Raw genomic sequence first — 23,243 nt, forward strand, 5'->3', positions numbered from 1 at the left:
GTCTCAGAAGCGGGTGATGATGCGGGCGCTGCCGCCAATCGCATGCACCTTACCCTTGTAGGGTTCCACCAGGGCTTCCAGCGCGCGATCCGGATCGCGCAGATCGTAAAATCCTGTCACCCTCTGCTCGGCAAGCCGCTTGTCGGCCATGGTCAGCCATGCCGGATGGTAACGCTGGATCTGCTCCACGACCGAGCCTATCGTCGCATCGACCACATAGAGTTCACCGTTGCGCCAGCCGCCAATATCCTCGACGGAAACAGTCTCTTTGCGGATCGCGCCGGAAGCGTCGACAATCAGCATCTCGCCCGGCACCAGCCGCGTTGGCGGCGCATTGCGGAAAGACGCCTCCACGGAACCGTGCGCCAGCGCCACCTGGGTTACGCCATCCGTCAGGTCGACGTCGAAAGCCGTGCCCAACACCTGAACGGTCACGTTTTTTGCCTCCACGACGAAGGGACGCGTTTTGTCCGGCACGACGTCGAAAAAGGCTTCCCCCTTCAGCACCGTCACATTGCGACGGCCATTCGTAAAATCCGTTGAAAGCGCGCTCGCGGCGGCAAGCTGCACTTTGCTGCCGTCTTCGAGGGTGATCGTGCGGCTTTCGGCGGTGGTGGTCTGATAGTCCGCCTCCAGGCGAACGAAAAATGTCGGAACGAACAGCACCGCAAGACAGAGGGACGCCGCCGCCACGGCCGCGCCGGCATAATGCCGCACGGACCAGCGCCGCCGCTGCGGCTTTGTCGCGGCCTTGCCGGGCAGATGCGGCGCATCTTCCCAAAGGTTCTTAAATTCCGGCTCCACCAGGCCGAGATTGCGCCACGTCTTGCATGTTCGTTCCCAGGCAAGACGGTTTGCCGGCGCTGCCGCCAGCCATTGCTCGAATTCCGTCTTCAGCCGCGGTTCCGCTGAGCCAGCCTGCAAGCGCAGCAGCCAGTCGGCCGCCTCTTCCGCCTTACCGGCCGGCAATTCAATTTTTTTCTCTGGATCAATGGTCATTGAACCGGGCCAGTTCCTTTGCGGGGCGGAGGAGAAGCGTCGTCTTCTGCATTGCTATAAAGACGTTTGAGGAAGAGATTTTTTTCACAGGGCGGGACAATCGGGACTATTTTACTTCATTTCTTTGGTAATCGCGGCAATGCTGCCCTTGATCAGACGATGTGCGCTGGCCACGGACACGCCAAGGTGACGCGCAATCTCTTCCATATTGTAACCACCGAATCTGTGCATTTCCAATGCCACCCTTGCCTGAACCGGCAGGCCGGCCAAAATAGTCCGCATCTGCCGGACTTCGTCGCAGAAAAGGGCATGCTCCTCCGGCGTACCATTGTCCTGCGGCACGCCCCAGAACGGCGTATCGTCCGGCCGTTCCCGAAGGTCCTGGCGGCTGCGCCGGCGATTGTCGAGCGCAAGATTGCGAACGATGCGGAAGAGATAGGATTTGAGGTTGGAAGGATTGCCGGAGGCCTCCGGAACGAATTTCAGGAAGGCTTCCTGAACCACGTCCTCCGCATCCGCCCGCGACCCCAGAATGAGGGTGGCGTATTTGATCAGGTCGACCCTATGCGCGACGTAAGCGTTATAACGCTTGTCATCTTCCCGTATGCCCATGTCTCAACCGAGAGAAATTTCAAGGATCGACGAAACCTGCCGCCCCCGAATGGCCGCGCAGTTCTGCCACTCAAAGCTCTAGCATCCAAACCGTGGATCGAACAGATATTTCATGACTATTATCATCAAGAATTTGTGCAGGCCGCATCGAGCAGACCCGGCAGCAAGCGCGGCCGGGTCTTGACCTGTCAGATGGCCCCGTCGACGATGACCATCGGCCTGCCCTGCGAGCAGGGCTCGATACGGGCATCGATGCGATAGATATCGCGCAGCATCTCCGGGGTTATCACCGCCTCCGTGCTACCGCTCACCACCATTTCACCGCGCGCGATAACCATCGTATTTGCGCAATAACGAAGCGCATGGTTGAGGTCATGCAGGGCGATCAGCACGATCATACCGGTCTTCTGCGCCAGATCGGTAACGAAGCCCAGAACCTCGATCTGCCGGTGAAGATCGAGCGCGGATGTCGGCTCGTCCATCAGCAGCACTTCCGGCTTGCGCGCCAGCGCCTGCGCCAGCGAAACAAGCTGGCGTTGACCGCCGGACAATTCGCCAAGCCCGCGGAAAGCAAGGTCATGGATTTTCAGCGCCTTGAGAATGGCGTCGATCTCGAAAAGCTCATCGTCATGGACCCGCCAGCCGCCGCCCTGCTTGGCGGAAAGAAGCACGGATTCATAGACGGTCAGAACGGCATTGGCGCCGGTATCCTGCGGCATGTAGCAGATGGCGCGGTTGCCGCGAGCCGTATCGGAGAGCTCGACCAGTCCGGGACCGGAAATCAGGCTGGCAATGCGCTTGAAAAGCGTGGACTTGCCGGCGGCATTCGGGCCGATCACCGCCGTCACACTGCCGCTTTCCAGCGTATCGATGCCGACCTTGGAGAGAACCGTGATGCGCCCATAGGCGGCGCCGACATCTTTCAGTGCGAGCGCTACCATGCGCGCCTCCTGTTGCCGAAAATAAGCGCGAAGAAGAACGGAACGCCGACGAGCGCCGTGATGACGCCGATCGGCAGGATAGCGCCGGGAATGAGAATCTTGCTGATGACCGAGGTTGCCGACAGAAGCAGCGCGCCACAGATCACCGAGCCGGGCAGGAAGAAACGCTGGTCCTCACCCACCACCATGCGGGCGATGTGCGGACCGACCAGCCCGACGAAACCGATTGTGCCGACAAAGGAAACCGGAATGGCCGCCAGCAGGCTGACCGTCAGCATGGTCGTCAATCGCAGCCGCCGGACATTGATGCCCATGCTGGCCGCCTTGTCATCGCCGAGCCTCAGCGCCGTCAGCGCCCAGGCATTGCGCATGAACAGCGGCACGGTGACGAGGAGGATGGCGGCGGTGATATAGACTTTGTCCCAGGTCGCCTTCGTCAGGCTGCCCATGGTCCAGAAAACCACGGCGGCAAGCGCCTGTTCGGAGGCCAGATATTCGAGCAGCGACAGCGCCGCATTGAAGGTGAACACCAGCGCGATGCCGAGCAGCACGATGGTTTCGACCGTCACCCCGCGAAGCGTCGAGGCGAAATGGATGAACAGAGCTGCGACCATGGCCATGATGAAGGCGTTGATCGGCACCATGTAATGCACGGCGCCCGGAAAGATCGCCACGCCGCCAACCAGCGCCAGCGCCGCACCGAAACTTGCCGCAGCCGAAATGCCGAGCGTGAAGGGGCTGGCGAGCGGGTTCGACAGGATGGTTTGCATCTGCGCACCTGCAACCGAAAGCGACGCTCCCACGGTCACCGCCATCAGCGCGATCGGCATGCGAATATCCCAGATCACCACCCGAAGCTGGTTTCCGACGGCGGCCGGATCGGCAATCGTCGCCAGAACCTCGGAGAGCGTGTAGCGCGCTGGACCGAGCGCCATATCGGCGGCCATGCTGAAACACAGCGCGATAAAAAGCCCGAAGAGGATGATTATCCTGCGCGCGGCAAGGGCGCGATATTGATCGCGCCCACTGATGCCAACCGCGCTTTCATTCAGCGAACTCATTGGTTCAAACCTTTTTCGAGCGAGGCGAAATAGCCCGGCTTGTAGGTGACGGGCAGGAATTTGCGGTGAAATTCCTCAAAATTCTTTTCCGGATCGAGATCGGCGAAGAGATCGGGATGGAACCACTTGGCGAATTGCTGGATCGGGAAGAATTCGTAGGGCGCGCCATAGAACTGGTGCCAGACGGCATGGACATTGCCTTGCTTCACGGCCTTCAGTTCCGGAAACGGCGTGCGCTTCATCAGATTGGCCAGTCGCTCACGCGAGAGAGCCATATCCGCCCCGCGTCCGACCGGAACGAACTGGTTGATGTCGGATTCGGCGGCCCAGTTGGAACCGGTGACGATGACGTGGTCCGGATCGGCAACGACGAGCTGTTCGGGATTGAGATCGCCGAAGGTCGTCTTGATGATGCCATCGGCAATGTTGTGGCCGCCGGCGAGATCGACCATTGCGCCGAAATTGACCGGTCCGAAAGTGCGGCAGCAATTGTTTTCGCCGGAAATGCCGGGCGCGCGTTCGATGAAGACGTTCGGGCGCTTCAGGTCCTTGACGCTGGCGAGCCGGTCGGTCACGCGGGCGATTTCGGCGCGGCGATAGGCGATGAATTCCTTCGCCCGCTCTTCGGCGCCGAAGAGTTTGCCGAGAATTTCGACCGAGGCTTCGCTGTTCTTTTCAGGATCGATGCGGAAATCGAGATAGATGATCTTGATGCCGGCGGCGGCGGCCTTTTCTTCGAAACCGCTCTCCTTGGCGGATTTCTCCGCTTCCAGATTGAGGGTGATCACATCGGGCGAGAGGGTGATGGCCGTTTCCAGGCTGAAATCGCCCTGCGGCACATAACCGAAGCGCGGCAGTTTCTCGATCTGCGGAAAACGCTCGACATAGGCGGCGTAGCTGTCGGGATCCTTCTTGAGAAGATCGTCACGCCAGCCGACGATGGTGTCGAAGGTCTTGTCGCCCTTGAGCGCGGCAATGACATGCACCTGGCGCGCCTCACCGACGATGACGCGTCTGGCCGGCAAATCCAGCTCGACTTTGCGACCGGTGACATCGGTAATCTCGGCAGCCAGAACCGGCACGGCGAGAAGGGAGAAAGCCAGCACCGCAAGATGCCTGAGAGCGTTGAGCCGCATGAGAAGTCCTCATTGAGTTCCAAAACAAAGCGATAAAGCCGCATGGCTGCGGCTTTATCCATCGGTCGGACGGCGCTCCCCTTCACCGTCCCTTTATTACCTGGCGTCCTTCAGCGAAACGAAGTAGCCGGGCTTGTAATCGAGCGGCAGGAAGCGGGCATGCAGTTCCTTGAAGGTCGCCTCCGGGTCGAGGTCCTTGAAGAGGTCCGGATGCAACCACTTGGCAATTTCCTGAACGGCCACGAACTGATAGGGGTTGTTGTAGAACTGATGCCAGATGGCGTGGACATTACCGTCCTTCACCGCCTGCACGCCGGTGAAAGCCGGGCGCTTGGTCAGGTTTTCAAGCTTGCGATGGGCTTCCTTCAGATCCGCGCCATAACCGACACCGACCCAGTTGCCGCCCGGAACATAACCGTTCCAGTTGCCGCCGGTGATGATGATCTGCTCCGGGTTGGAGGCAATGATCTGTTCCGGATTGACGGTGCCGAAAGTGCCGGGAATGATGTCCTTGGCCATGTTGACGCCGCCGGCAAGCTCCACCATCTTGCCGAAATTCTCGTTGCCGAAGGACATGCAGCAATCGTCGGAGTAACCGCCGGCGCGCTCCATGAACACGACAGGCTTCTTCGGATTGGCCTTTTCAAGCGTATCGGTAACCTTGGCAATGGAGTCGGCGCGGAACTTGATGAAGTCCTCGGCGATCTTTTCCTTGCCCGTCAGCTGGCCCATGAGGCGCATGCTCGGCTCGGTATTTTCCATCGGCTTTTCACGGAAATCGACGTAGACCAGCGGAATGCCGACCTTGGCGAGCTTTTCGATATAGCCCGCTTCTTCGGTCGCCGTCTTGGCGTCGATATTCATCAGGATCACATCAGGCTTCAGGGCGACAGCCTGCTCTATGTCGAAAGTGCCGTCCTTCATGCCGCCGAAAGTCGGCAGCTTGGCGATTTCCGGATACTTGGCGAGATAGGCCGCATAGGTTTCCGGGTCGGCTTTCGTCAGATCGTCGCGCCAGCCAACCACATGCTGGAAAGGGTTTTCCTTGTCGAGCGCAGCCAGGAAATAAATCTGGCGACCTTCACCGAGGATGACGTGCGATACCGGCACATTCACCTCGACATCGCGGCCCGTCACATCCTTGACGGTGACCTTTTCGGCAAATGCCGGCCACGCGGCGGATACGAGAAGGCCAAGGGCAAGTGCCGCAGATTTGGCTGAGATGCGCATCGGATATTGCTCTCCAGTGTTGACTGGCGCGGCTGTATTATTTTCTGACTATACTAGTCAACATTTATGTTTTAGAGCCATTCTTAACTGACCGGTACATGAGTTGAAGACCGATGATCGACACAATCCAATATGGCAAAAACGACAGTCTGCGAGACGAAATCAAATCCTATTGGTCCGGCCGCGCCGCGACTTTCGACCTTTCCCCCGGACATGAAATTTTCTCCGAAGACGAGCGCGAGGCCTGGCACGCGCTTATCCTGAAACATCTCGGCCGCGGAGAAGGCCGCAGGGCGCTCGATCTTGCCAGCGGCACCGGCGTCATCTCGCACCTGATGGACGATCTCGGTTTTCAGGTCACCGGCATGGACTGGTCGGAAACGATGCTGGCGCTTGCTCGTGAAAAAGCGAAAAGTCGTGGCCGCAACATCCGCTTTTTCGTCGGCGACGCCGAAAACACGATGGAGCCGGATGAAAGCGCCGATGTCATCATCACCCGTCATCTGGTCTGGACGCTGGTGGACCCGCAGGCAAGCTTTGCCGAATGGTTCCGCGTTCTGAAACCCGGCGGACGGCTTCTGATCGTCGACGGCGATTTCGTGAATACCGGCTGGCGCGAAAAACTGGTGAAGAAACTGGCGGCCAGCCTCGAAAGCATCGGCCTCGTCAAAGCGGACCAGCCGCACAAGCCGGCGGACCCAGAAAACACCTTCAACAGCATTCTTTCCCGCGTTTATTTTTCGAAGGGCGCAAGGGCCGGCGATGTCGCGGCGCTGTTGCGTGCGACCGGCTTCGAACCTGTCGCAATCGATCAGGAGCTTCAGGCCATCCACCGTGCCCAGGCGAAAAATTTCAGCCTGCTGAAAGGCATTCTGCGCGGGCTGCAGCATCGTTATGCGGTGTGCGCAGTGAAGCCGGGGAACTACTCCGTCACCCCGGACTAGATCCGGGGTCCAGTGCGATCAAGTTCTTGATCGCGAGAGACTCTTCCCGCGGCGCAGACGCGCCGTGGCTGGATGCCAGATTAAGTCCGGCGTGACGGATGAGAGCTCAATGCAGCCTCATTTTTCCGCCTGCTCGAAGAGGTCCTCGAACCTTGGCTTCGCCCGGCCGGGCACGTCCACCGTGCGGTAGCTCTGCGGCAGGGTCGCCTCGCCGACCTTGATCAGCATGACCATGCCCATGCCGTAATGCGGCGAGCATTTGATGCCATAAAAGCCCGGCTTTTCAAAGCCGGTCTCGAATTCGTCATTGATCCGGCTTTTGAAACCTTCGACACCTTCCGGGATCATGCCATCGATGGTCGCGGCATTGTGGCTCTTGTGGGTAGGCACAAAGCGCACGCGGTCGCCGGGCGCTATTTCGAGAAAATCGGGCTCGAATACCATCGGGCCTTTTTCGCCCCGGTTCAGCATTTTCACCTCGAAGGTCTCGGCTGAAGCCTGAAGCGGAAATCCCGTGAACGCCACGGCAATGACGGCAGCGGCCCAAAACAGTCTGGTCCTTGCAGCGGCGTTTGCGAGCGTCGTCAATGTCATCATCGTGCCAGTACTTTCCTTGGATGCTTGGCCCGCCCGTGGGCCGGCAGAAAACGAATATGGGAAAAGCCGCCCTCATCCGTGGTGACGACGCATTCCACCCCGAAGACGGCGGCTATTCTCGCCGGCGTCAGAACCTCCCGCGGCGGACCGACCGCAATCATCTCGCCCCGATGCATGATGGCGACGCGATCGCAGAACATGGCGGCGTGATTGAGATCGTGCAGCGCCGCCACAACGGTCAGGCCCTGCCGGCGCACCAGATCGAGCAGGCCGATCTGGTGACCTATGTCGAGGTGATTGGTCGGTTCGTCCAGAAGCAGGATATGCGGCTCCTGCGTCAATGCCCGGGCGATATGCAGGCGCTGGCGTTCGCCGCCGGAAAGATGGTGCCAGTTGCGCTCCGCCTTGTCGGCCATGTCGACATTGGCAAGTGCTGCATCAACGATGGCGTCATCCTTCTGCGACCAGGCGGAAAGCGGCCCAAGATAGGGCGTGCGCCCAAGCTCCACCGCCTGTCGTGCGGTAATGCGTTCGGTGGTTTCGGCCTGCTGCTCCACGAAGGCGAGCCGGCGGGCAAGGTCTCGCCGTCCCAATGAGACAAGCGGCTCACCCCCGAGCGTAACGTGCCCCCGGCGTGGTTTACGAATGCCCGCCAGCATGGAAAGCAGCGTGCTTTTGCCGGAACCGTTCGGTCCGATGACGCCGAGAAACTCACCGGAACCGACATCGAGCGAGACCCCGCGCACAATGTCGATATTGCCGGCGTGAAAATGCAGGTCGTGGGCGGATAATTTCATGAACGCCCCCTCTTCTGCCCAAGGATGAAGGCAAAGGCGGGCGCGCCGACGAGCGCGGTGATGACGCCGATGGGCAGCACCTGCCCCGGAATGACGATGCGCGAGAGAATATCCGCGACGATCATGAAAACCGCGCCGGTCAGCGCCGTCACCGGCAGCAATATACCATGGCGAACGCCGACGAAGATGCGCGCGGCATGCGGAATGACGAGGCCCACGAAGCCGATGGAGCCGACCAGCGACACCATCGCAGCCGTCATGATCGCCGAAACGGAGATCAGCACCGCATAGACCCAGCGCACCGGAATACCGAGCGAGGCAGCAGCCTGACCGCCGAAGGCGAAGGCATCGAGCGCCCGGGCATACCAGAGACACACCGCAAGTCCCGCAAGACTGACCGGCAGCGCCAGCCAGACATCCGGCCAGCGCACGCCCGAAAGGTTGCCCAGCAGCCAGAACATGATGCCGCGCGCCTGTTCGGCATTGGCGGATTTGGTGACGATGAAAGAGGTCATGGCATTAAACAGCTGCGACCCGGCCACCCCGGCCAGAATGATAGCGCTGTTGCCATGTCCCGCCCGCACTGCCAGAAGGCTGACCAGCGAAAACGCGACGAAAGCACCGATGAGCGCCCCGGCCGGCATCGTCAGGAACCCCGCTCCGAAGCCAAGCAGCGCGACAGCGACGGCACCGGTGGAGGCGCCGGCGGAAATGCCGAGAATATAAGGATCGGCAAGCGGATTGCGCAAAAGCGATTGCAGCACCGCCCCGGCCAGCGCCAAAGAAGCGCCGCAACAGGCGGCGACGACGGCGCGGCTGAGGCGGTAACTCCAGACAATGCCCTCATCCAGCGGTTCCAGCGGATAGGTCGCATGGAAGACGCGGTTGGCGATTGTTTTCGCCACGACGTCAAAAGGAATGGCAGTCTCGCCGATGGCCGCCCCGGCCATCAGCGCGACGAGCAGCAGGGCGAGCGCGGCAAAAGCCAGCCCTACCCTGCCGAGATGGATGGAAAGACCGTTCACTTGGCGAGGCCGGCAGCCGAAATCGCCTCGGCCAGCGTTTCGATGCCTTCAATGGTGCGAATGGTCGGGTTCATCGCCTGCGCATCCATCTCGAACACATGACCTTCCTTGACGGCTGGCATGATGCTGGCCACGGGATCGGTGGCGAGGAACTTCAGCTTGACGGCGACATCGTCAGCCGGGAAACGGCGGCGATCCATCTTGCCGGCGACAATGATGGACGGATCGGCCTTGGCGATGGTTTCCCAGCCGACGGTCGGCCATTCTTCATCGCTTTCGATGACGTTCTTCAACCCCAGCGCGGACATGATGTAGCCGGGAGCGCCATTGCGGCCGGCCACATAGGGATCGATATCCAGCTCGGCGCTGGAGAACCAGAAGACGGCCGAAAGCTTGCCGTTGGCGGAGGCGATCTTGGCGCGGGCGGCTTCTTCACGCTTCTTCAGGTCGGCAACGACCTCTTCACCGCGATCCTGCACGTTGAAGATTTTGGCGAGATCGCGGATTTCCTGGTAGATCAGATCCATGGTGAAGACGGTGTTGCGCACGCCGTCACCGCCGCCGGAATTGTCCTTGCCCATGCAATCGGCGGGCGAGGTATAAACGGGAACGCCAAGCTCGGCGAATTGCGCCGGTGTTCCGACAACGCCTTCCGGGCCGATCTGCCACTGGAACTGCGTCGTCACGAGGTCCGGCTTCTTGCCGATGACCGCCTCGAAGCTCGGATCATTGTCAGCCAGACGCTCGACCCTGGCATTGGCCTCTTCGTAGCCCTTCAGAACCGGACCGATCCACAGCGCCGTGCCGACCACCTTGTCGGCGAGGCCGAGGAGGTAAAGAACCTCGGTTGTGCTCTGGCCGACGGACACGGTGCGGGCGGGCGCCTGCTTGAAGGTGATCTCCTGACCGCAGCTGTTGATCGTCAGGGGATAGGTGGTTTCGGCAGCATTGGCGCCGGCGACAGGCAAAACCGCAAGCGCAGCGGCCAGAAAACCGGCATGGACCGGCAGGCGTCTAGAATGAAACATGTGTTCTCCAGTCGAAAGTAAATCTTATTCCAGAGCAGCAGGCGTCAGAACGCGCAGCAACAGCGGGACGTCTTGTACGGAGAACGGTAATAGGACGCAAACGAAATGTTATGAAATAACATTACAATCTCCTCTTCCGGGCTTCCCCGCCCGTAACGATGGTTTATATTTCGACGGCAGGTCTCCTGGCTCACGGATTTGCGTCACTCATCTGCCTTCCCGCATTCCGGAGAATACAGTGGCATGACGCCTTGAAGCGTCACGGGGATGAACGACAATCCGCTTACAGTTGCGGGGGCAGCCACGGCATTGGGCGAAAAAGATCGCCCGCACCATGTTCCCTATTAATCCCTTCGCCTTTCGGCTGCAGGAACCGTCGCTTTCTCACATAAGGGGCAAGAGGCGGGGCGTCAATTGCGATAGTGCCGCACCTCAGCACAAAGACGGGCCCGCCAGGGCGAAAATCTTTGCGGAACCGGAGCCTGCCGGTTGCGGCGCGCCTTTCGACATGGCGGTGAGCGTTTCGATCACCACCAGCCCGGATTGCGCCAGGAACTCGGTCAGAAGACCGCTATCCCGCACGGCATCGAGACGGACAAGCTGATCGTCGAGATCGGAAAAATGTCGCCTCACCAGCGCAATCGCATCCGCCTCGTCACCGGCGACGACCGGGCCGACAATATGGCCCCGCCCCGCCGCACGCCGCAATGCAAAGGCGGCAAGACGATCGGCCTCGAACAGACCGTAACCCGTATTTTCCCGGAGAAGGCGTTGCAGGACGCCCCGGCGCGAAACACCGAAAGCCGTCCGATCCAGATCCGCCACGGCGGACAAATGATCCTCGGACAGCGGCTCAATTCTCTGTTTTCTTCCAAGCGTCGGTATCTCGGCAGGGCAGCGCGCCTTGCCGCGCAGGAGATGTACTTTTTCGGTATCTCCGGAAAAACCCAGCCGTGCGAAAAGCCGTCGCGAGGCTTCCGTGGCGTTCAACCGCAGGGCGGCTTCAGGGTAGCCCGCAATGAGCTGGCCCACCAGCCATGGTGCGACGCCCTGCCCCTGCAAACGCGGGGAAACGATGACCATGCCGACCGTCGCGAAAGCCTCATCATAGGGAAACAGCATTGCCGTTGCGACAACGCGATCGATTTCGTCAAGCGCGGCAAGGCCGACGCCGCACTGCCGCAGGAAACACCATTCATTCGCGTGATATCGCCATCCGACAGCCATGGACAAAGCATGCAGATGATCGGCCTCCACATCGGCGATATCCACTGTCCGCAACTCGAAACTATCGACTTTGAGCAGCTCCATGACAAACGGCTCTCATTCCCTCCGGCACGGAACCTTGATCCCCGCAGCCCAGCTCACGACATCCGAAGATAACCAGCCTCGTCAGCAGGAATTTTCCGAAAGCGCTGGAAGGACACAACAATCTACTGAAATCACCCGTATTTCAGCAGATAAACACCGCAGGCCGCTCTAAGCTTTTCGGCGTTGAAGCGACGGAGACAGCCATGAACGCAATCGACATTCTGGAGCGTCTTGTCGGCTTCCCGTCGGTGGTCGGAACCGCCAATGGCGACATTGCCGGATGGATCGCCGATTATCTGGAAAGCCACGGCGCGAAAGTATCGCTGCTTGCCGGCCCGGAAGGCGACCGCGCCAATCTCTTCGCCAGCTTCGGCCCGACCGATGCCAGCGGATACATCCTGTCCGGCCATATGGATGTGGTGCCTGCCGGTGAGCCGGAATGGTCCTCCGATCCCTTTACCCTCAGAGCCGAAGGCGAGCGTCTCTACGGACGCGGAACCACCGACATGAAAGGGTTTCTGGCCACGGTTCTCGCCGCAGCACCGGCATTTTCACGCATGGCGCTGAAGCGGCCCGTTCACATCGCCTTTTCCTATGACGAGGAGGCGGGCTGCCGCGGCGTTCCGCATCTCATCGCCCGATTGCCGGAACTATGCGCAAAACCGGCGGGCGCGATCATCGGCGAACCGAGCAATCTGCGCGCCGTGCGCGCCCACAAGGGCAAGGCCGCCGCACGCATCACCATTCGCGGTCGCTCCGGCCATTCCTCGCGGCCGGATCAGGGCGTGAACGCCATTCATCTGATGACCGGCATCATGGCAAAGGCGGTCGAGACCGCGCAGGCTCTCACCGAGGGTCCCTTCGAAGCGACGTTCGAGCCGCCCTATTCCTCCCTGCAGATCGGCACGGCGAAAGGCGGACAGGCGATCAATATCATCCCCGATCTCTGCGCCATCGAACTGGAGGCGCGGGCGATTGCTGGCGTGTCGCCACTCGCCCTGCTCCAGCCGGTGCGCGACGGCGTCGAAGCGCTCGCCGCCGAGGGCATCGACATAGAATGGACGCCGATGAGCGATTATCCGGCGCTGTCCCTTGCCGCCGATGCGCCGCTCGTGAAACTTATGGAAGAATTGACCGACGCGCCCTGCATCGCCGCCGTCAGCTATGGCACGGAGGCCGGGCTTTTTCAGGCGGCCGGCATCGACGCCATCATCTGCGGCCCGGGCGATATTGGCCGCGCCCATAAACCGGACGAATTCATAACGGCCGGCGAATTGTCGGCCTGCCAGTCAATGCTGGAAACACTGGCGAACCGCTGCACGGTTTAAACCTTCGTAACCACGGATTTCAGATGACTTTCTTCTTCAATTCCGACGCGAAGCGCGGCGAGATTTTCCGGCAGGCTCTGGCCCGCGAGCTGCCGGAACTGCCCTTTTCGATGGATGCCGAAAGCGTCGATCCGGATGCGGTTCGATACCTCATCACCTGGACCGTGCCGGAGGATATCGGCCGCTACCGCAATCTCGAAATCCTGTTTTCCATCGGTGCGGGCGTCGATCAGTTTCGCATCGACACCGTCCCTGCGCATGTAAAAGTCGTGCGCATGGTGGATGAAGGCATCATCCGCATGATGCAGGAATATGTGAGCCTCGGCGTGCTGGCGCTTCACCGCAACCTGCCGGTCTATTTGAAGCAGCAGCGCCAGCAACTCTGGAAGGCCTTGCCGCAGCATCAGGCGGAAGACTGCCGGGTGGGCGTTCTCGGCCTCGGCATGCTGGGCGTTGCGGCGCTGGAACGGCTGAAACCCTTCGGTTTTCCGCTTTCCGGCTGGAGCCGTTCACCGCGCGAGATCGATGGCGTGACCTGCCATCATGGCGAAGCCGGATTGTCCACGATCCTTTCGACCAGCGATATTCTCGTTTGCCTGCTGCCGCTGACCGACGAAACGACGGGACTTCTGAATGGCGAACGCCTGGGGATGCTTCCCGAGGGTGCGGGGCTGGTTCACGCCGGGCGCGGCAAACAGCTCGACCACGACGCCCTCATCGATGCGCTGGACAGCGGCAGGCTTTCGGGTGCCGTGATCGACGTCACCGATCCGGAACCGCTTCCGGAAGACCATGCCTTCTGGACGCATCCGAAAATTCTCCTGACGCCGCACATCGCCAGCGTCACCCAGCCGCATTCGGCAGCGCGCACCGTTGTCGAGAACATCAAACGATACCAGTCCGGCCTCGAGCCGCTCGGCCTCGTCGACCGCAATCGCGGATATTGATCATACCGTTCCAGGAAAGGACACCCATGCCGCTTCTCAAGACCATCGACACGCACCCCGCCTTCGAACCGAAAGCCTCCAAGGCCCTGCCGGAACGCCTCATTTCCGGCGATCCGTCCTTCAAGACCTGGCCGCTGGACGAAGCCCGCAACGGCACCGTCCACACCGGTATCTGGGAAGCGACGCCGGGCGAAAGCCGTTCGATCAAGGGCGAAACCTTCGAATTCTGCCATATCCTCGAAGGCGTCATCGAAATCACGCCGGAAGGCGGCGAACCGCTGCGTTATACGGCTGGCGACAGTTTCGTCATGAAGCCGGGCTTCGTCGGCGTGTGGAAAACCATTGAAACCGTCCGCAAGATCTATGTTACGGTGAACGGATGAACTGGGAACCGGCCATTTTCGAAATCACCCGCGACGGCTATTTGCTGAGCACCGATCCGACACGGGTGGATTTCGATCTGGTCCATGGTTTTCTCGCCCGCGATTCCTACTGGGCGCAGGGAATGACCGCCGACCGGCTGAAGCGGGCGCTTTCGCATTCGCTGCCGGTCGGCGTTTACGCCCCTGACGGCTCCATGGCCGCCTTCGCCCGTCTGGTGACGGATTATGCCGTTTTCGGCTATCTGCGCGATGTCTTCACGGTGGAGGATCATCGCGGTCGCGGCCTTGCGTCCTGGATCGCCACCGAGATACGCAAACACCCGGAGCTTTCGACGGTATCGAGCTGGATGCTGGCGACCCGCGACGCCCATGGCGTTTACGAAAAGGCCGGCTATCGCGCAGCGCCGCATCCCGAATATTACATGACGGTGCCGAAACCCGGCGAGGGTTGAACAACCCTCCCTATGGGCCATCTCGGCCATCCTCATAACCTGGGGCTATGACCCTTACCCCATAAATGCTTGGCCCTTTTCCGGTCCCGATGACAGCATCGTCCGCACTGGAAAAGGAGACGGAAGAGATGGGATATCGCATTGGCGTCGATGTGGGCGGGTCGTTTACGGATTTTGCCGTGTTCGACGATGGGACCGGCGCGCTTTCCACCCTGAAGGTGTTTTCCCGCCCCGATGCGCCCGGAGAAGAAATCCTTCTCGCGCTCGATACGCTGAAAAAGCGCGACGGCATCGAAGCGAAGGACGTCTCCTATTTCACCCATGGAACCACCGTCGGCGTCAACACCGTGATCCAGCGCAACGGCCAGAAGGTCGCGCTGTTCACCACCGAAAATTTCGAGGACGTGCTGGGCGTTGCACGCCTGAAAATACCGCAGATCCACAATCTCTATTCCGTGCGGCCGGAACCGCTCATCCCGCGCGAACGGGTTTTCGGTATCGCCGAGCGCATGCTGGCGACCGGCGAGGTAAAGCTCGCTCCGAACGAAGAGAATGTGGCACAGGCTGTCGCCGGCGCCCTTGCAGCCGGTTGCGACGGCATCGTGCTCGCCTTCCTGCATTCCTACCGCAACCCTGAAAACGAACGGGCCGTGAAGGCGATGATCGAACGCATCGCGCCGCAATTGCCGGTGGTCTCCTCTGCCGAGACATGGCCGATCATCCGCGAATATGAGCGCACCGTCACCGCCGTCATCAGCGGTTATGTCCAGCCGCGCGTCGCACATTACCTCGACCGTTTCGAAACGGTGCTGCGCGGGCAAGGCATTGCCTGCCCGCTGCTCATCACCAAGACCAATGGCGGTGTCATGGGCATCGATCAGGCGCGGCGGGAATGTGTGCAGATGATCCTCTCGGGCACCGCTTCCGGCGTCATCGGCGCGGGTTATCTGGCAAAGGCCAGCGGCTTTGAGCGAGTGATGAGCCTCGATATCGGCGGCACCAGCGCCGATGTGGCCGTGATCCTTGATGGCGAGGCCCAATATGGGGTCGGCGAGCTGATCGGCGATTTCCAGATTCATGTCCCCTCCGTTTCGGTCAGCTCCGTCGGCCAGGGCGGCGGCTCGGTCGCATGGGTCGACAGCCTCGGGCTGTTGCAGGTCGGGCCTGAAAGTGCCGGCTCGACGCCGGGGCCGGCCTGTTACGGACGCGGCGGCGACCGCCCGACGATCACGGATGCCATGGCGGCCGCCAATCTCATCGGCCATATGCCGCTCGGTTATGGCGCGGTGACCGTCGATCACGCCGCATCGCGCGCCGCGCTCTCGCCGCTCGCTGAAAAACTCGGCCTTTCCGTCGAGGCGCTCGCCGGCAACATCGTCGATATCGCCGTCTCCGGCATGTATGCGGAGGTGAACGCCCTCACCTCCCGTTTCGCCATCGACCCGCGCGAATTTCACCTCTTCGCTTTCGGCGGCGCCGGCGCGATGCTCGCCTGCTTCCTCGCCCGCGAGCTGGACATGAAGGGTGTGGTGGTGCCGCCCACCCCCGGTGTCGTTTCCGCGCTCGGCGGCCTGATTGCCGATCTGAAGAACGATTTCATCCGCACCACCTATTGCGATGTGAACGACAGGGAGGCCTCCGATCTCGCCCCCCTTCTCGCCAAAATGCAGGAAACCGGCCGCAACTGGCTGAAAGAACAGGGTTTTAACGGCGATTGCGAGATGCGGCTTTCCGCCGACATGCGCTATCGCGGCCAATCCTACGAAATCGAAACAACGCTCCAGCCGGAATGGCTGGGCAGCGGCGACGCCGGCGCGATAAACAGGGCTTTCCATGAGGAACATGCCCGCCTCTACGGTCATTCCGATGAACGGGCGGCCGTGCAGATGGTCAATCTCAGGCTTGTCGTCTCCGGGAAAACACCGAAGCCGCCGCTTCGCGAGACAGGCGCGGCCACTGGCCCCGCAACGCCGCGCTTTCACACGAAAGGCTGGTTTGGCGGCATGGAACACGACTTGGCGATCTATCACCGTGACAATCTGGCGGCCGGTCACGATTTCGACGGCCCCGCCATCGTCCTTCAGGACGATACCACCACCGTCGTGCCGCCCGGCTTTACGGTCCATGTGGATCGTTTCGGCAATCTCGTCATCACCAAGCGGGAGTTTTGACCCATGACCATCGATCGCCGCAATCTCAAGGTGCTCGCCAATTTCTGCTCGGCCGCCGCCGACGCCATGGCCTTTACGCTGATGCGCACCGCCCACTCCGCCTTCGTCAAGGAAACCGAGGATTTTTCCTGCCAGGTGGTGACGCGCGAGGGGCTGGCCTTCGCCAATCCCCGGCAATTCGGCGCGCCCTGGTATAGCGGTATCGACTACGCGCCGCTGCTTTCCATGTTCGAGGAATATGAAGAGGGCGATATCTGCATCACCAACGATCCCTATAGCGGTTTCGTCGCCACTCACTCTCCAGATATCCACATCTGGAAACCGGTCTTCCATGAGGGCAAAATTGCCTGTTTCGTGGTTGGACACATCCACAATACCGATGTCGGCGGCGCGGTTCCCGCCTCATTGTCCCGCTCGCTTTCCGAAATCGAGCAGGAAGGCCTGCGCATCCCGCCGGTCAAGCTCGTGCGCAAAGGCAGGCTCGATCCCTTCATCATCGACATGATGAAGGCCAATGTCCGCATGCCGGAGCAGAATATCGGCGACCTCCACGCCCAGATCGCCTCCGTCAATATCGGCGAACGCAAGATGCAGGAGATCATCGCCCGTTTCGGCTTTGACGATTTTCTGGACGGTGTGCGCCAGATTTTCGACTATGCGGAAGAGCAGACCCGGCAAATCCTCACCCGGGTGCCCGATGGCGACTATTTCTTTGCCGATTATGCCGATGAGGATTCCGTCGGGGGCCGGCCATGCCGCGTGGCGCTGACGCTGAAAATCCGAGGCGGCGAAGCCGTCCTCGACTATACCGGCAGCGATCCGCAGCTCGGCTCGTCGCTGAACATGCCGACCGGCGGCCGCGAGCGGCATTCACTCGTCATGGTCGGACTGACCTATGTGCTTTATACGCTCGATAACAGCCTGCTCCTGAATGCCGGCACGCTGCGCCCGGCGCGGGCCGTGCTGCCGGAAGGCACGATCGTCAATTGCCAGCGCCCGGCCGCCGTCGGCATGCGTTCGCTGACCTGCGCCATGACGCAGATCGTCACCATCGGCGCTTTTGCAAAGGCGCTGCCGGAGCTTATTCCCGCCGCCTCACCCGGCGGAAACGCCATCATGAACATCAAGACCAGCGACAGGAACGGCCGCCCGGTCATGGCCTCCATCGGCCCGGTCGGCGGCGGCGGCGGCGGCACGCCCTTCTGCGACGGCAGCGACGGCGCCGGCGGCGCCACCGGTTTTCTGCGCAACACGCCGATTGAAATCAGCGAAGCGGAAGTACCGATCCTTTTCCGCCGTTATGGGCTGCAACGCGACACCGGCGGGGCGGGCCGTTTTCGCGGCGGGCTTTCGGCTGTCATGGAGTTTGAAATATCCTCCCCGGAAACGGTGGTCACGGCCCGCAACCGCAACCGTTCGGTGATGGCGAGCTGGGGTGTCAATGGCGCAGGTCCGGGGCTGATTTCCCGCTTCCTCCGCAATCCCGATACCGAGGGCGAAATCTCGCTCGGCAATACCGATATCGTCCATTGCGGTCCGGGCGATGTCATTCGTGTCATAGGACCGGGAGCCGGCGGTTACGGCGACCCCTTCACCCGCCCGCAGCTGGCCGTGCTGCGCGATGTGAGGCGTGGTGCGGTCTCGGCAGAAAATGCTGCGAGACACTATGGGGTGGTGCTCAACGGTGACGAGATCGATGAGGAGGCAACGGCTGCCCTGCGCGCCGTGCCGCGCCGGAAGACGGACGATATCATCAGCTACGGACCGGAGCGGCTCGCCTTCGAGGCGGTCTGGACCCCGGAACGTTATGATCTCCTGACGCAATTCCTGCAAAAATCGCCGGTGGGATGGCGCTTCTTCCTAAAACACCGGGTATTTGAAGCGGTCGAAAACGAGGGCGATGATCCCCGCCCCCTTAGCGAGCGGATGGCCGGGATTTTCGACCGTATAAGCGCCCGCTACGGCGTTTGACCTGCGGCATATACCGGCCGCCGAAGATTGCGCTGTCTGCCGGTGGCAAAACAGGATTTTCATTCACCGCCCGCGCCGCAGTCGGTCGATGCTGCTTGCCATCAGGGATTAGCGTTGGGGCATATCCAAAGAGGATTCCACATGACGCTCAGCTTCGATCCAGACAGCTTATCCCTGCCGATCGGCCACTTCATCGGCGACCGGCTGGTTCCAGCGGCAAACGGCATCGACATGCACCGCCCTTCGGACGGCATAGAATATGCCGGTTGCCCCAAGGCGGATGCGGCGCTGGTCGATGAGGCGGTGCAGACTGCCAAGGCCGCGTTGAAGAGCAGCAACTGGGGCGGCGTGCGCCCGCGCGAGCGCACAAAGGTCTTGCAGCGCTGGGCCGACCTGATCGAACAGGAAGCCGAGACGTTGGCGAAAATCGAGGCGCTGTCCTCGACGCGGCCGGTGGGCCAGCTCATCGCCGGCGATATCGCCGTCACCGCCGAACAGATCCGCTTCTTCGCCGAATTCGCGGACAAGGAAGGCGGCGATCTGGTGCCGACCGACGATGCAAGCCTCGGCATGATCATGACCGAACCCTATGGCGTCGTCGGCGCCATCACGCCGTGGAATTTCCCCGTCTCCATGGCCGGCTGGAAGCTTGGCCCGGCGCTCGCGGCAGGCAATGCCGTGGTGCTGAAACCATCGGAAATGACGCCCTTCTCCAGCATCTTCATGGCGCAGCTGGCGATCAAGGCCGGATTGCCGGCAGGTCTCATCAACATCGTGCTGGGCGACGGGCCCGTGACCGGCAATGCCATCACCGGCCATCCCGAAATTTCGAAGGTCAGCTTCACCGGCTCCACCGCCGCGGGCGCCGCCATCATGGCCAACATTGCCCGCACCGGTATCAAGCCCATGACGCTGGAACTCGGCGGCAAGAGCCCGCAACTCGTCTTCGCCGATGCCGATATCGAGAAGGCGGCAGCGGCCATCGCCGGCAATATCCTTTCCAATGCTGGGCAGGCCTGTGTGGCGGGCTCGCGCATCATCGTCGAGGAAAGTGCTGCGGATGCCCTTTCCACGGCCATCATCGCCCGCATGAAGGCGGTGAGACCCGGCCCGACCTGGGACGAGACGACGCAATATTCGCCGATCATCTCCGAGGTGCAGCGCAAGCGCATCGACGGCATCGTGCAGGCGGCCGTCGCCCATGGCGGCGAATGCCTGACCGGCGGCGCGATCATGGACGGTCCCGGCTATTTCTACCAGCCGACGCTGATCGCCAATGTCGACCAGACCTCCCCTGCCGTCACTGAGGAAATCTTCGGGCCGGTGCTGACACTGCAGACCTTCCGCACGGAAGAAGAGGCTCTGGCGCTTTCCGACCATCCGACCTACGGTCTGGCGGCGGGTCTTTTCAGCCGTGACGTCTCGCGCGTCATGCGCCTGTCCCGCGCCATTCAGGCGGGCACGATCTGGGTCAACCGTTATGGGCGCTCGCGCGACCATATATTGCCGACCGGCGGTTACAAACGCTCCGGCATCGGCAAGGATCTCGGACGCGAGGCCTATCTCGCCAACCGCAAGAGCAAAAGCGTCCTTATCGGACTGTAACAGGGGAAATGTTTTGAAAACGCATCGCATCGCACTCATTCCCGGAGACGGCATCGGCAAAAGCGTGACGGACGCCGCATGGCAGGTTCTCAACGCCGCCGCCAAAACCTCCGGTTTTGCGCTTGAAGGAACGGAACTCCCCTGGTCCTGCGCCTTCTACAAGGAAACCGGCGCGATGATGCCGAAGGACGGCATCGAAACCCTGCGCGGCTTCGACGCCATCCTGCTCGGCGCGGTCGGCTGGCCGGCGGAAGTGCCGGACTCGGTCTCGCTGCACGGCCTGCTGCTGCCGATCCGCAAGGCTTTCGTACAATATGCCAATATCCGCCCGCACCGGCTTCTGCCCGGCGTGCAGGGGCCTTTGAAGGCCGATGGCTTCGACATTCTCTGCATCCGTGAAAACACGGAGGGCGAATATTCCGGCGCCGGCGGCCGCGTGCATCAGGGCACCGATGACGAAGTTGCGGTCGAAACCTCGATCTTCACCCGCAAGGGCGTGGAGCGCATCCTGCGCTTCGGCTTCGAACAGGCGCAGAAGCGTCGCGGCAAACTTGCCTCCATCACCAAGTCCAATGCCCAGAAATATTCGATGGTGTTCTGGGACGAGGTGACTCACAAGCTCGCTGCCGAATATCCAGACGTCGAGGTTTCCAGCTATCACATCGACGCCATGGCGGCGCGCATGGTTATGGCCCCGGAAAGCCTCGATGTCGTCGTCGCTTCCAACCTCTTCGGCGATATTCTGACAGACCTCGGCGCAGCCATTCAGGGCGGCCTCGGCTTTGCCGCCTCCGCCAATATCAATCCCGACCGCAGCGCGCCCTCCATGTTCGAGCCGGTGCACGGTTCGGCCCCGGACATCGCCCATCTCGGCATCGCCAACCCCATCGCCGCCATCTGGTCCGGCGCGATGATGCTCGAGCATCTCGGTGAAAAAGACGCGGCCGTGCGTATCATGACGGCGCTGGAAACGGCGACCGGCCGGGGTATCGGCACGGTGCCGGGCAAGGACAAGACAGACGCCATCACCGCCGCCATTCTTGCGGCGCTCGACTGATTTCGGAGAATTATGATGCAAGGCTTGAAGGACAAGGAACTCTTTCGCCAGACGGGCTTGATCGGCGGCGCGTGGAAGGCCGCGGCATCGGGCAAGGCGGTCGACGTGATCGACCCGGCGACGCAGGCGGTGATCGGCACCGTGCCGGATATGGACGGCGGGGAAACCCGCGCGGCAATCGAAGCCGCCAATGCCGCCTTCGGGCCGTGGAAAAAGAAAACCCATGCGGAGCGTGCAGCGCTTCTCGAAAAATGGTTCGCGCTGATGATCGACAATGTCGACGATCTCGGCCTGATCCTGACCACCGAACAGGGCAAGCCGCTGGATGAAGCGAAGGGCGAAATTCGCTACGGCGCGTCCTTCGTCAAATGGTTCGCGGAAGAGGCTCGTCGTATCGGCGGCAGCACCATTCCTTCACCGACGCCGGATCGGCGTATCGTGGTGCTGAAAGAACCGGTCGGCGTCTGCGGCATCATCACGCCCTGGAACTTCCCGAATGCGATGATCACCCGCAAGGTCGCGCCCGCACTTGCGGCCGGCTGCACCGTGGTCATCAAGCCGTCGGAGTTCACGCCCTATTCGGCCCTGGCGCTCGGCGTTCTTGCCGAACGCGCCGGCATTCCCGCGGGCGTCATCAATATCGTCACCGGCATGCCGACGGAAATCGGCAATGAAATCATGGCCAACGAGACGGTTCGGAAAATTTCCTTCACCGGCTCCACCCGCGTCGGTTCGCTTTTGATGCGCGGCGCTGCCGATAGCGTCAAGCGGCTGTCGCTGGAACTTGGCGGCAACGCGCCCTTCATCGTTTTCGACGATGCCGATCTCGATCTCGCCATCGAAGGCGCGCTGGTTTCGAAATTCCGCAACGGCGGCCAGACCTGCGTTTGCGCCAACCGCATTCTCGTGCAGTCGAGCGTTTATGACGCCTTCGCCAAAAAACTGGCGGATCGCGTCGACGCCATGCGGGTCGGACCCGGAACGGAAGCGGGCGTTTCCATCGGCCCGATGATCAACGAGCCGGCCATCGCCAAGATTCGTGCCCATATCGATGACGCCGTTTCCAAGGGTGCAAAGATCATCACCAAACCACATGATCTGCCGGAAGGTCCGCAATATACCGCCCCCGTGGTGCTGATCGGCGCCACGACCGGGATGCGGCTGGCAAGCGAAGAAACCTTCGGACCGGTGGCACCGCTCTTCCGTTTCGAGACGGAAGAAGAAGCCATCGCCATCGCCAACGGCACGCCCTTCGGCCTTGCCGCCTATTTCTATACCGAAAGCCTGAAACGCGCCTGGCGCGTGGGCGAGGCGCTGGAATTCGGCATGGTCGGCCTCAACACCGGTGCGATCTCCACCGAAGTCGCCCCCTTCGGCGGCGTCAAGCAATCCGGCCTCGGCCGTGAGGGCGCACAGGTCGGCATCGAGGAATATCTGGAGATCAAGACGTTTCATATTGGCGGGCTTTCCTGAGCCCGCTTCCTTCTCCCCGCCTAAAGGGCCGCTCTGCGGCCCTTCTTTTTGTGTGGAGGCAACAAAAAAGCGGCCTGGAGGCCGCTGGGATATGGAGATGCCCCTCTCCTCCGTCATCCTCGGGCTTGACCCGAGGATCCATTCTTCGCGCGGCCGTGGATCCTCGGGTCAAGCC

21 protein-coding genes and 1 riboswitch are annotated in these 23,243 nt (G+C 61.3%); of the genes, 10 read left to right on the forward strand and 11 right to left on the reverse strand.

All coding sequences use genetic code 11. The features are described 5' to 3' along the window. Positions 1-3: 3 nt before the first annotated feature. From CFBP4996_RS16525 to CFBP4996_RS16550, 6 genes are all read right to left on the reverse strand, one after another. Positions 4-999 (reverse strand): FecR family protein, encoded by a 996-nt coding sequence (locus CFBP4996_RS16525; RefSeq protein WP_080854512.1) that lies wholly within the window; start codon positions 997-999, stop codon positions 4-6. 111 nt (positions 1,000-1,110) lie between these two features. Further along, the gene (locus CFBP4996_RS16530; RefSeq protein WP_003524633.1) at positions 1,111-1,611 is read right to left on the reverse strand and encodes an RNA polymerase sigma factor; all 501 of its coding nucleotides are present in this window, start codon (positions 1,609-1,611) and stop codon (positions 1,111-1,113) included. Positions 1,612-1,799: 188 nt separating this feature from the next. Further along, positions 1,800-2,552 (reverse strand): ABC transporter ATP-binding protein, encoded by a 753-nt coding sequence (locus CFBP4996_RS16535; RefSeq protein ID WP_003524635.1) that lies wholly within the window; start codon positions 2,550-2,552, stop codon positions 1,800-1,802. Next, positions 2,546-3,613, reverse strand: a complete 1,068-nt coding sequence (locus CFBP4996_RS16540; protein ID WP_020813248.1) for a FecCD family ABC transporter permease — start codon at positions 3,611-3,613, stop codon at positions 2,546-2,548. Before CFBP4996_RS16540 ends, CFBP4996_RS16535 begins: the two co-directional genes overlap by 7 nt. After that, the gene (locus CFBP4996_RS16545) at positions 3,610-4,749 is read right to left on the reverse strand and encodes an ABC transporter substrate-binding protein (protein ID WP_080854511.1); all 1,140 of its coding nucleotides are present in this window, start codon (positions 4,747-4,749) and stop codon (positions 3,610-3,612) included. The genes CFBP4996_RS16540 and CFBP4996_RS16545 overlap by 4 nt, the downstream gene beginning before the upstream one ends. A 96-nt stretch (positions 4,750-4,845) precedes the next feature. Then, positions 4,846-5,979 (reverse strand): ABC transporter substrate-binding protein, encoded by a 1,134-nt coding sequence (locus CFBP4996_RS16550; protein WP_035262089.1) that lies wholly within the window; start codon positions 5,977-5,979, stop codon positions 4,846-4,848. Positions 5,980-6,092: 113 nt separating this feature from the next. On the opposite strand from CFBP4996_RS16550, the gene CFBP4996_RS16555 reads away from it, so the two are divergent. After that, positions 6,093-6,923 (forward strand): class I SAM-dependent methyltransferase, encoded by an 831-nt coding sequence (locus CFBP4996_RS16555; protein ID WP_080854510.1) that lies wholly within the window; start codon positions 6,093-6,095, stop codon positions 6,921-6,923. Between the two features lie 117 nt (positions 6,924-7,040). Here the strand turns inward: CFBP4996_RS16555 and CFBP4996_RS16560 are convergent, their stop codons facing one another. The 5 genes from CFBP4996_RS16560 to CFBP4996_RS16580 form a co-directional block, all read right to left on the reverse strand. After that, a complete protein-coding gene (locus CFBP4996_RS16560) occupies positions 7,041-7,520 on the reverse strand; it encodes a pseudoazurin (RefSeq protein WP_080854509.1) in 480 nt (159 codons plus the stop codon). Beyond that, positions 7,517-8,317: an ABC transporter ATP-binding protein gene (locus tag CFBP4996_RS16565; protein ID WP_080854508.1), complete on the reverse strand. Its 801-nt coding sequence runs from the start codon at positions 8,315-8,317 to the stop codon at positions 7,517-7,519. Before CFBP4996_RS16565 ends, CFBP4996_RS16560 begins: the two co-directional genes overlap by 4 nt. After that, positions 8,314-9,342, reverse strand: coding sequence for a FecCD family ABC transporter permease (locus CFBP4996_RS16570; RefSeq protein WP_080854507.1), 1,029 nt, complete (start codon positions 9,340-9,342; stop codon positions 8,314-8,316). The genes CFBP4996_RS16565 and CFBP4996_RS16570 overlap by 4 nt, the downstream gene beginning before the upstream one ends. Further along, complete coding sequence (locus tag CFBP4996_RS16575) at positions 9,339-10,370, reverse strand: ABC transporter substrate-binding protein (protein ID WP_080854506.1); 1,032 nt, start codon at positions 10,368-10,370, stop codon at positions 9,339-9,341. The genes CFBP4996_RS16570 and CFBP4996_RS16575 overlap by 4 nt, the downstream gene beginning before the upstream one ends. A 158-nt stretch (positions 10,371-10,528) precedes the next feature. Continuing rightward, positions 10,529-10,763: riboswitch (cobalamin riboswitch) on the reverse strand. A 39-nt stretch (positions 10,764-10,802) separates the two neighbouring features. Then, a complete protein-coding gene (locus CFBP4996_RS16580; RefSeq protein WP_080854505.1) occupies positions 10,803-11,681 on the reverse strand; it encodes a GNAT family N-acetyltransferase in 879 nt (292 codons plus the stop codon). Positions 11,682-11,884: 203 nt separating this feature from the next. On the opposite strand from CFBP4996_RS16580, the gene argE reads away from it, so the two are divergent. The 9 genes from argE to CFBP4996_RS16625 all read left to right on the forward strand — a co-directional run bounded on the left by argE (position 11,885) and on the right by CFBP4996_RS16625 (position 23,068). After that, positions 11,885-13,009 (forward strand): acetylornithine deacetylase, encoded by a 1,125-nt coding sequence (gene argE / locus CFBP4996_RS16585; RefSeq protein WP_080854504.1) that lies wholly within the window; start codon positions 11,885-11,887, stop codon positions 13,007-13,009. A 23-nt stretch (positions 13,010-13,032) separates the two neighbouring features. Continuing rightward, positions 13,033-13,956 (forward strand): 2-hydroxyacid dehydrogenase, encoded by a 924-nt coding sequence (locus tag CFBP4996_RS16590; protein WP_080854503.1) that lies wholly within the window; start codon positions 13,033-13,035, stop codon positions 13,954-13,956. A gap of 26 nt (positions 13,957-13,982) precedes the next feature. Next, positions 13,983-14,339 carry a cupin domain-containing protein gene (locus CFBP4996_RS16595; RefSeq protein ID WP_035264219.1) on the forward strand — a complete coding sequence of 119 codons (357 nt, stop codon included), beginning with the start codon at positions 13,983-13,985 and terminating at the stop codon, positions 14,337-14,339. After that, positions 14,336-14,791, forward strand: coding sequence for a GNAT family N-acetyltransferase (locus CFBP4996_RS16600; protein ID WP_080854502.1), 456 nt, complete (start codon positions 14,336-14,338; stop codon positions 14,789-14,791). The genes CFBP4996_RS16595 and CFBP4996_RS16600 overlap by 4 nt, the downstream gene beginning before the upstream one ends. A 128-nt stretch (positions 14,792-14,919) precedes the next feature. Beyond that, entirely contained in the window at positions 14,920-16,962 is a 2,043-nt protein-coding gene (locus tag CFBP4996_RS16605) for a hydantoinase/oxoprolinase family protein (protein ID WP_080854501.1), read from the forward strand. A gap of 3 nt (positions 16,963-16,965) precedes the next feature. Then, positions 16,966-18,933 carry a hydantoinase B/oxoprolinase family protein gene (locus tag CFBP4996_RS16610; protein WP_080854500.1) on the forward strand — a complete coding sequence of 656 codons (1,968 nt, stop codon included), beginning with the start codon at positions 16,966-16,968 and terminating at the stop codon, positions 18,931-18,933. A gap of 141 nt (positions 18,934-19,074) precedes the next feature. Beyond that, the gene (locus CFBP4996_RS16615) at positions 19,075-20,538 is read left to right on the forward strand and encodes an aldehyde dehydrogenase family protein (RefSeq protein WP_080854499.1); all 1,464 of its coding nucleotides are present in this window, start codon (positions 19,075-19,077) and stop codon (positions 20,536-20,538) included. Between the two features lie 13 nt (positions 20,539-20,551). After that, on the forward strand, positions 20,552-21,595 hold the full coding sequence (locus tag CFBP4996_RS16620) for a tartrate dehydrogenase (protein ID WP_080854498.1): 1,044 nt from the start codon (positions 20,552-20,554) through the stop codon (positions 21,593-21,595). A 15-nt stretch (positions 21,596-21,610) separates the two neighbouring features. After that, positions 21,611-23,068 (forward strand): NAD-dependent succinate-semialdehyde dehydrogenase, encoded by a 1,458-nt coding sequence (locus CFBP4996_RS16625; protein ID WP_080854497.1) that lies wholly within the window; start codon positions 21,611-21,613, stop codon positions 23,066-23,068. Positions 23,069-23,243: the final 175 nt, after the last annotated feature.

Source organism: Agrobacterium leguminum (assembly GCF_005144435.2).
In the GTDB taxonomy this organism is placed as follows: domain Bacteria; phylum Pseudomonadota; class Alphaproteobacteria; order Rhizobiales; family Rhizobiaceae; genus Agrobacterium; species Agrobacterium leguminum.

Coding starts and splice junctions, on each gene's coding strand:
- CFBP4996_RS16550 (WP_035262089.1), bottom strand. CDS start 5,979: ATGCGCATCTCAGCCAAATCTGCGGCACTTGCCCTTGGCCTTCTCGTA.
- CFBP4996_RS16610 (WP_080854500.1), top strand. CDS start 16,966: ATGACCATCGATCGCCGCAATCTCAAGGTGCTCGCCAATTTCTGCTCG.
- CFBP4996_RS16600 (WP_080854502.1), top strand. CDS start 14,336: ATGAACTGGGAACCGGCCATTTTCGAAATCACCCGCGACGGCTATTTG.
- argE (WP_080854504.1), top strand. CDS start 11,885: ATGAACGCAATCGACATTCTGGAGCGTCTTGTCGGCTTCCCGTCGGTG.
- CFBP4996_RS16555 (WP_080854510.1), top strand. CDS start 6,093: ATGATCGACACAATCCAATATGGCAAAAACGACAGTCTGCGAGACGAA.
- CFBP4996_RS16595 (WP_035264219.1), top strand. CDS start 13,983: ATGCCGCTTCTCAAGACCATCGACACGCACCCCGCCTTCGAACCGAAA.
- CFBP4996_RS16560 (WP_080854509.1), bottom strand. CDS start 7,520: ATGATGACATTGACGACGCTCGCAAACGCCGCTGCAAGGACCAGACTG.
- CFBP4996_RS16590 (WP_080854503.1), top strand. CDS start 13,033: ATGACTTTCTTCTTCAATTCCGACGCGAAGCGCGGCGAGATTTTCCGG.
- CFBP4996_RS16530 (WP_003524633.1), bottom strand. CDS start 1,611: ATGGGCATACGGGAAGATGACAAGCGTTATAACGCTTACGTCGCGCAT.
- CFBP4996_RS16575 (WP_080854506.1), bottom strand. CDS start 10,370: ATGTTTCATTCTAGACGCCTGCCGGTCCATGCCGGTTTTCTGGCCGCT.
- CFBP4996_RS16525 (WP_080854512.1), bottom strand. CDS start 999: ATGACCATTGATCCAGAGAAAAAAATTGAATTGCCGGCCGGTAAGGCG.
- CFBP4996_RS16535 (WP_003524635.1), bottom strand. CDS start 2,552: ATGGTAGCGCTCGCACTGAAAGATGTCGGCGCCGCCTATGGGCGCATC.
- CFBP4996_RS16580 (WP_080854505.1), bottom strand. CDS start 11,681: ATGGAGCTGCTCAAAGTCGATAGTTTCGAGTTGCGGACAGTGGATATC.
- CFBP4996_RS16540 (WP_020813248.1), bottom strand. CDS start 3,613: ATGAGTTCGCTGAATGAAAGCGCGGTTGGCATCAGTGGGCGCGATCAA.
- CFBP4996_RS16565 (WP_080854508.1), bottom strand. CDS start 8,317: ATGAAATTATCCGCCCACGACCTGCATTTTCACGCCGGCAATATCGAC.
- CFBP4996_RS16545 (WP_080854511.1), bottom strand. CDS start 4,749: ATGCGGCTCAACGCTCTCAGGCATCTTGCGGTGCTGGCTTTCTCCCTT.
- CFBP4996_RS16615 (WP_080854499.1), top strand. CDS start 19,075: ATGACGCTCAGCTTCGATCCAGACAGCTTATCCCTGCCGATCGGCCAC.
- CFBP4996_RS16625 (WP_080854497.1), top strand. CDS start 21,611: ATGCAAGGCTTGAAGGACAAGGAACTCTTTCGCCAGACGGGCTTGATC.
- CFBP4996_RS16605 (WP_080854501.1), top strand. CDS start 14,920: ATGGGATATCGCATTGGCGTCGATGTGGGCGGGTCGTTTACGGATTTT.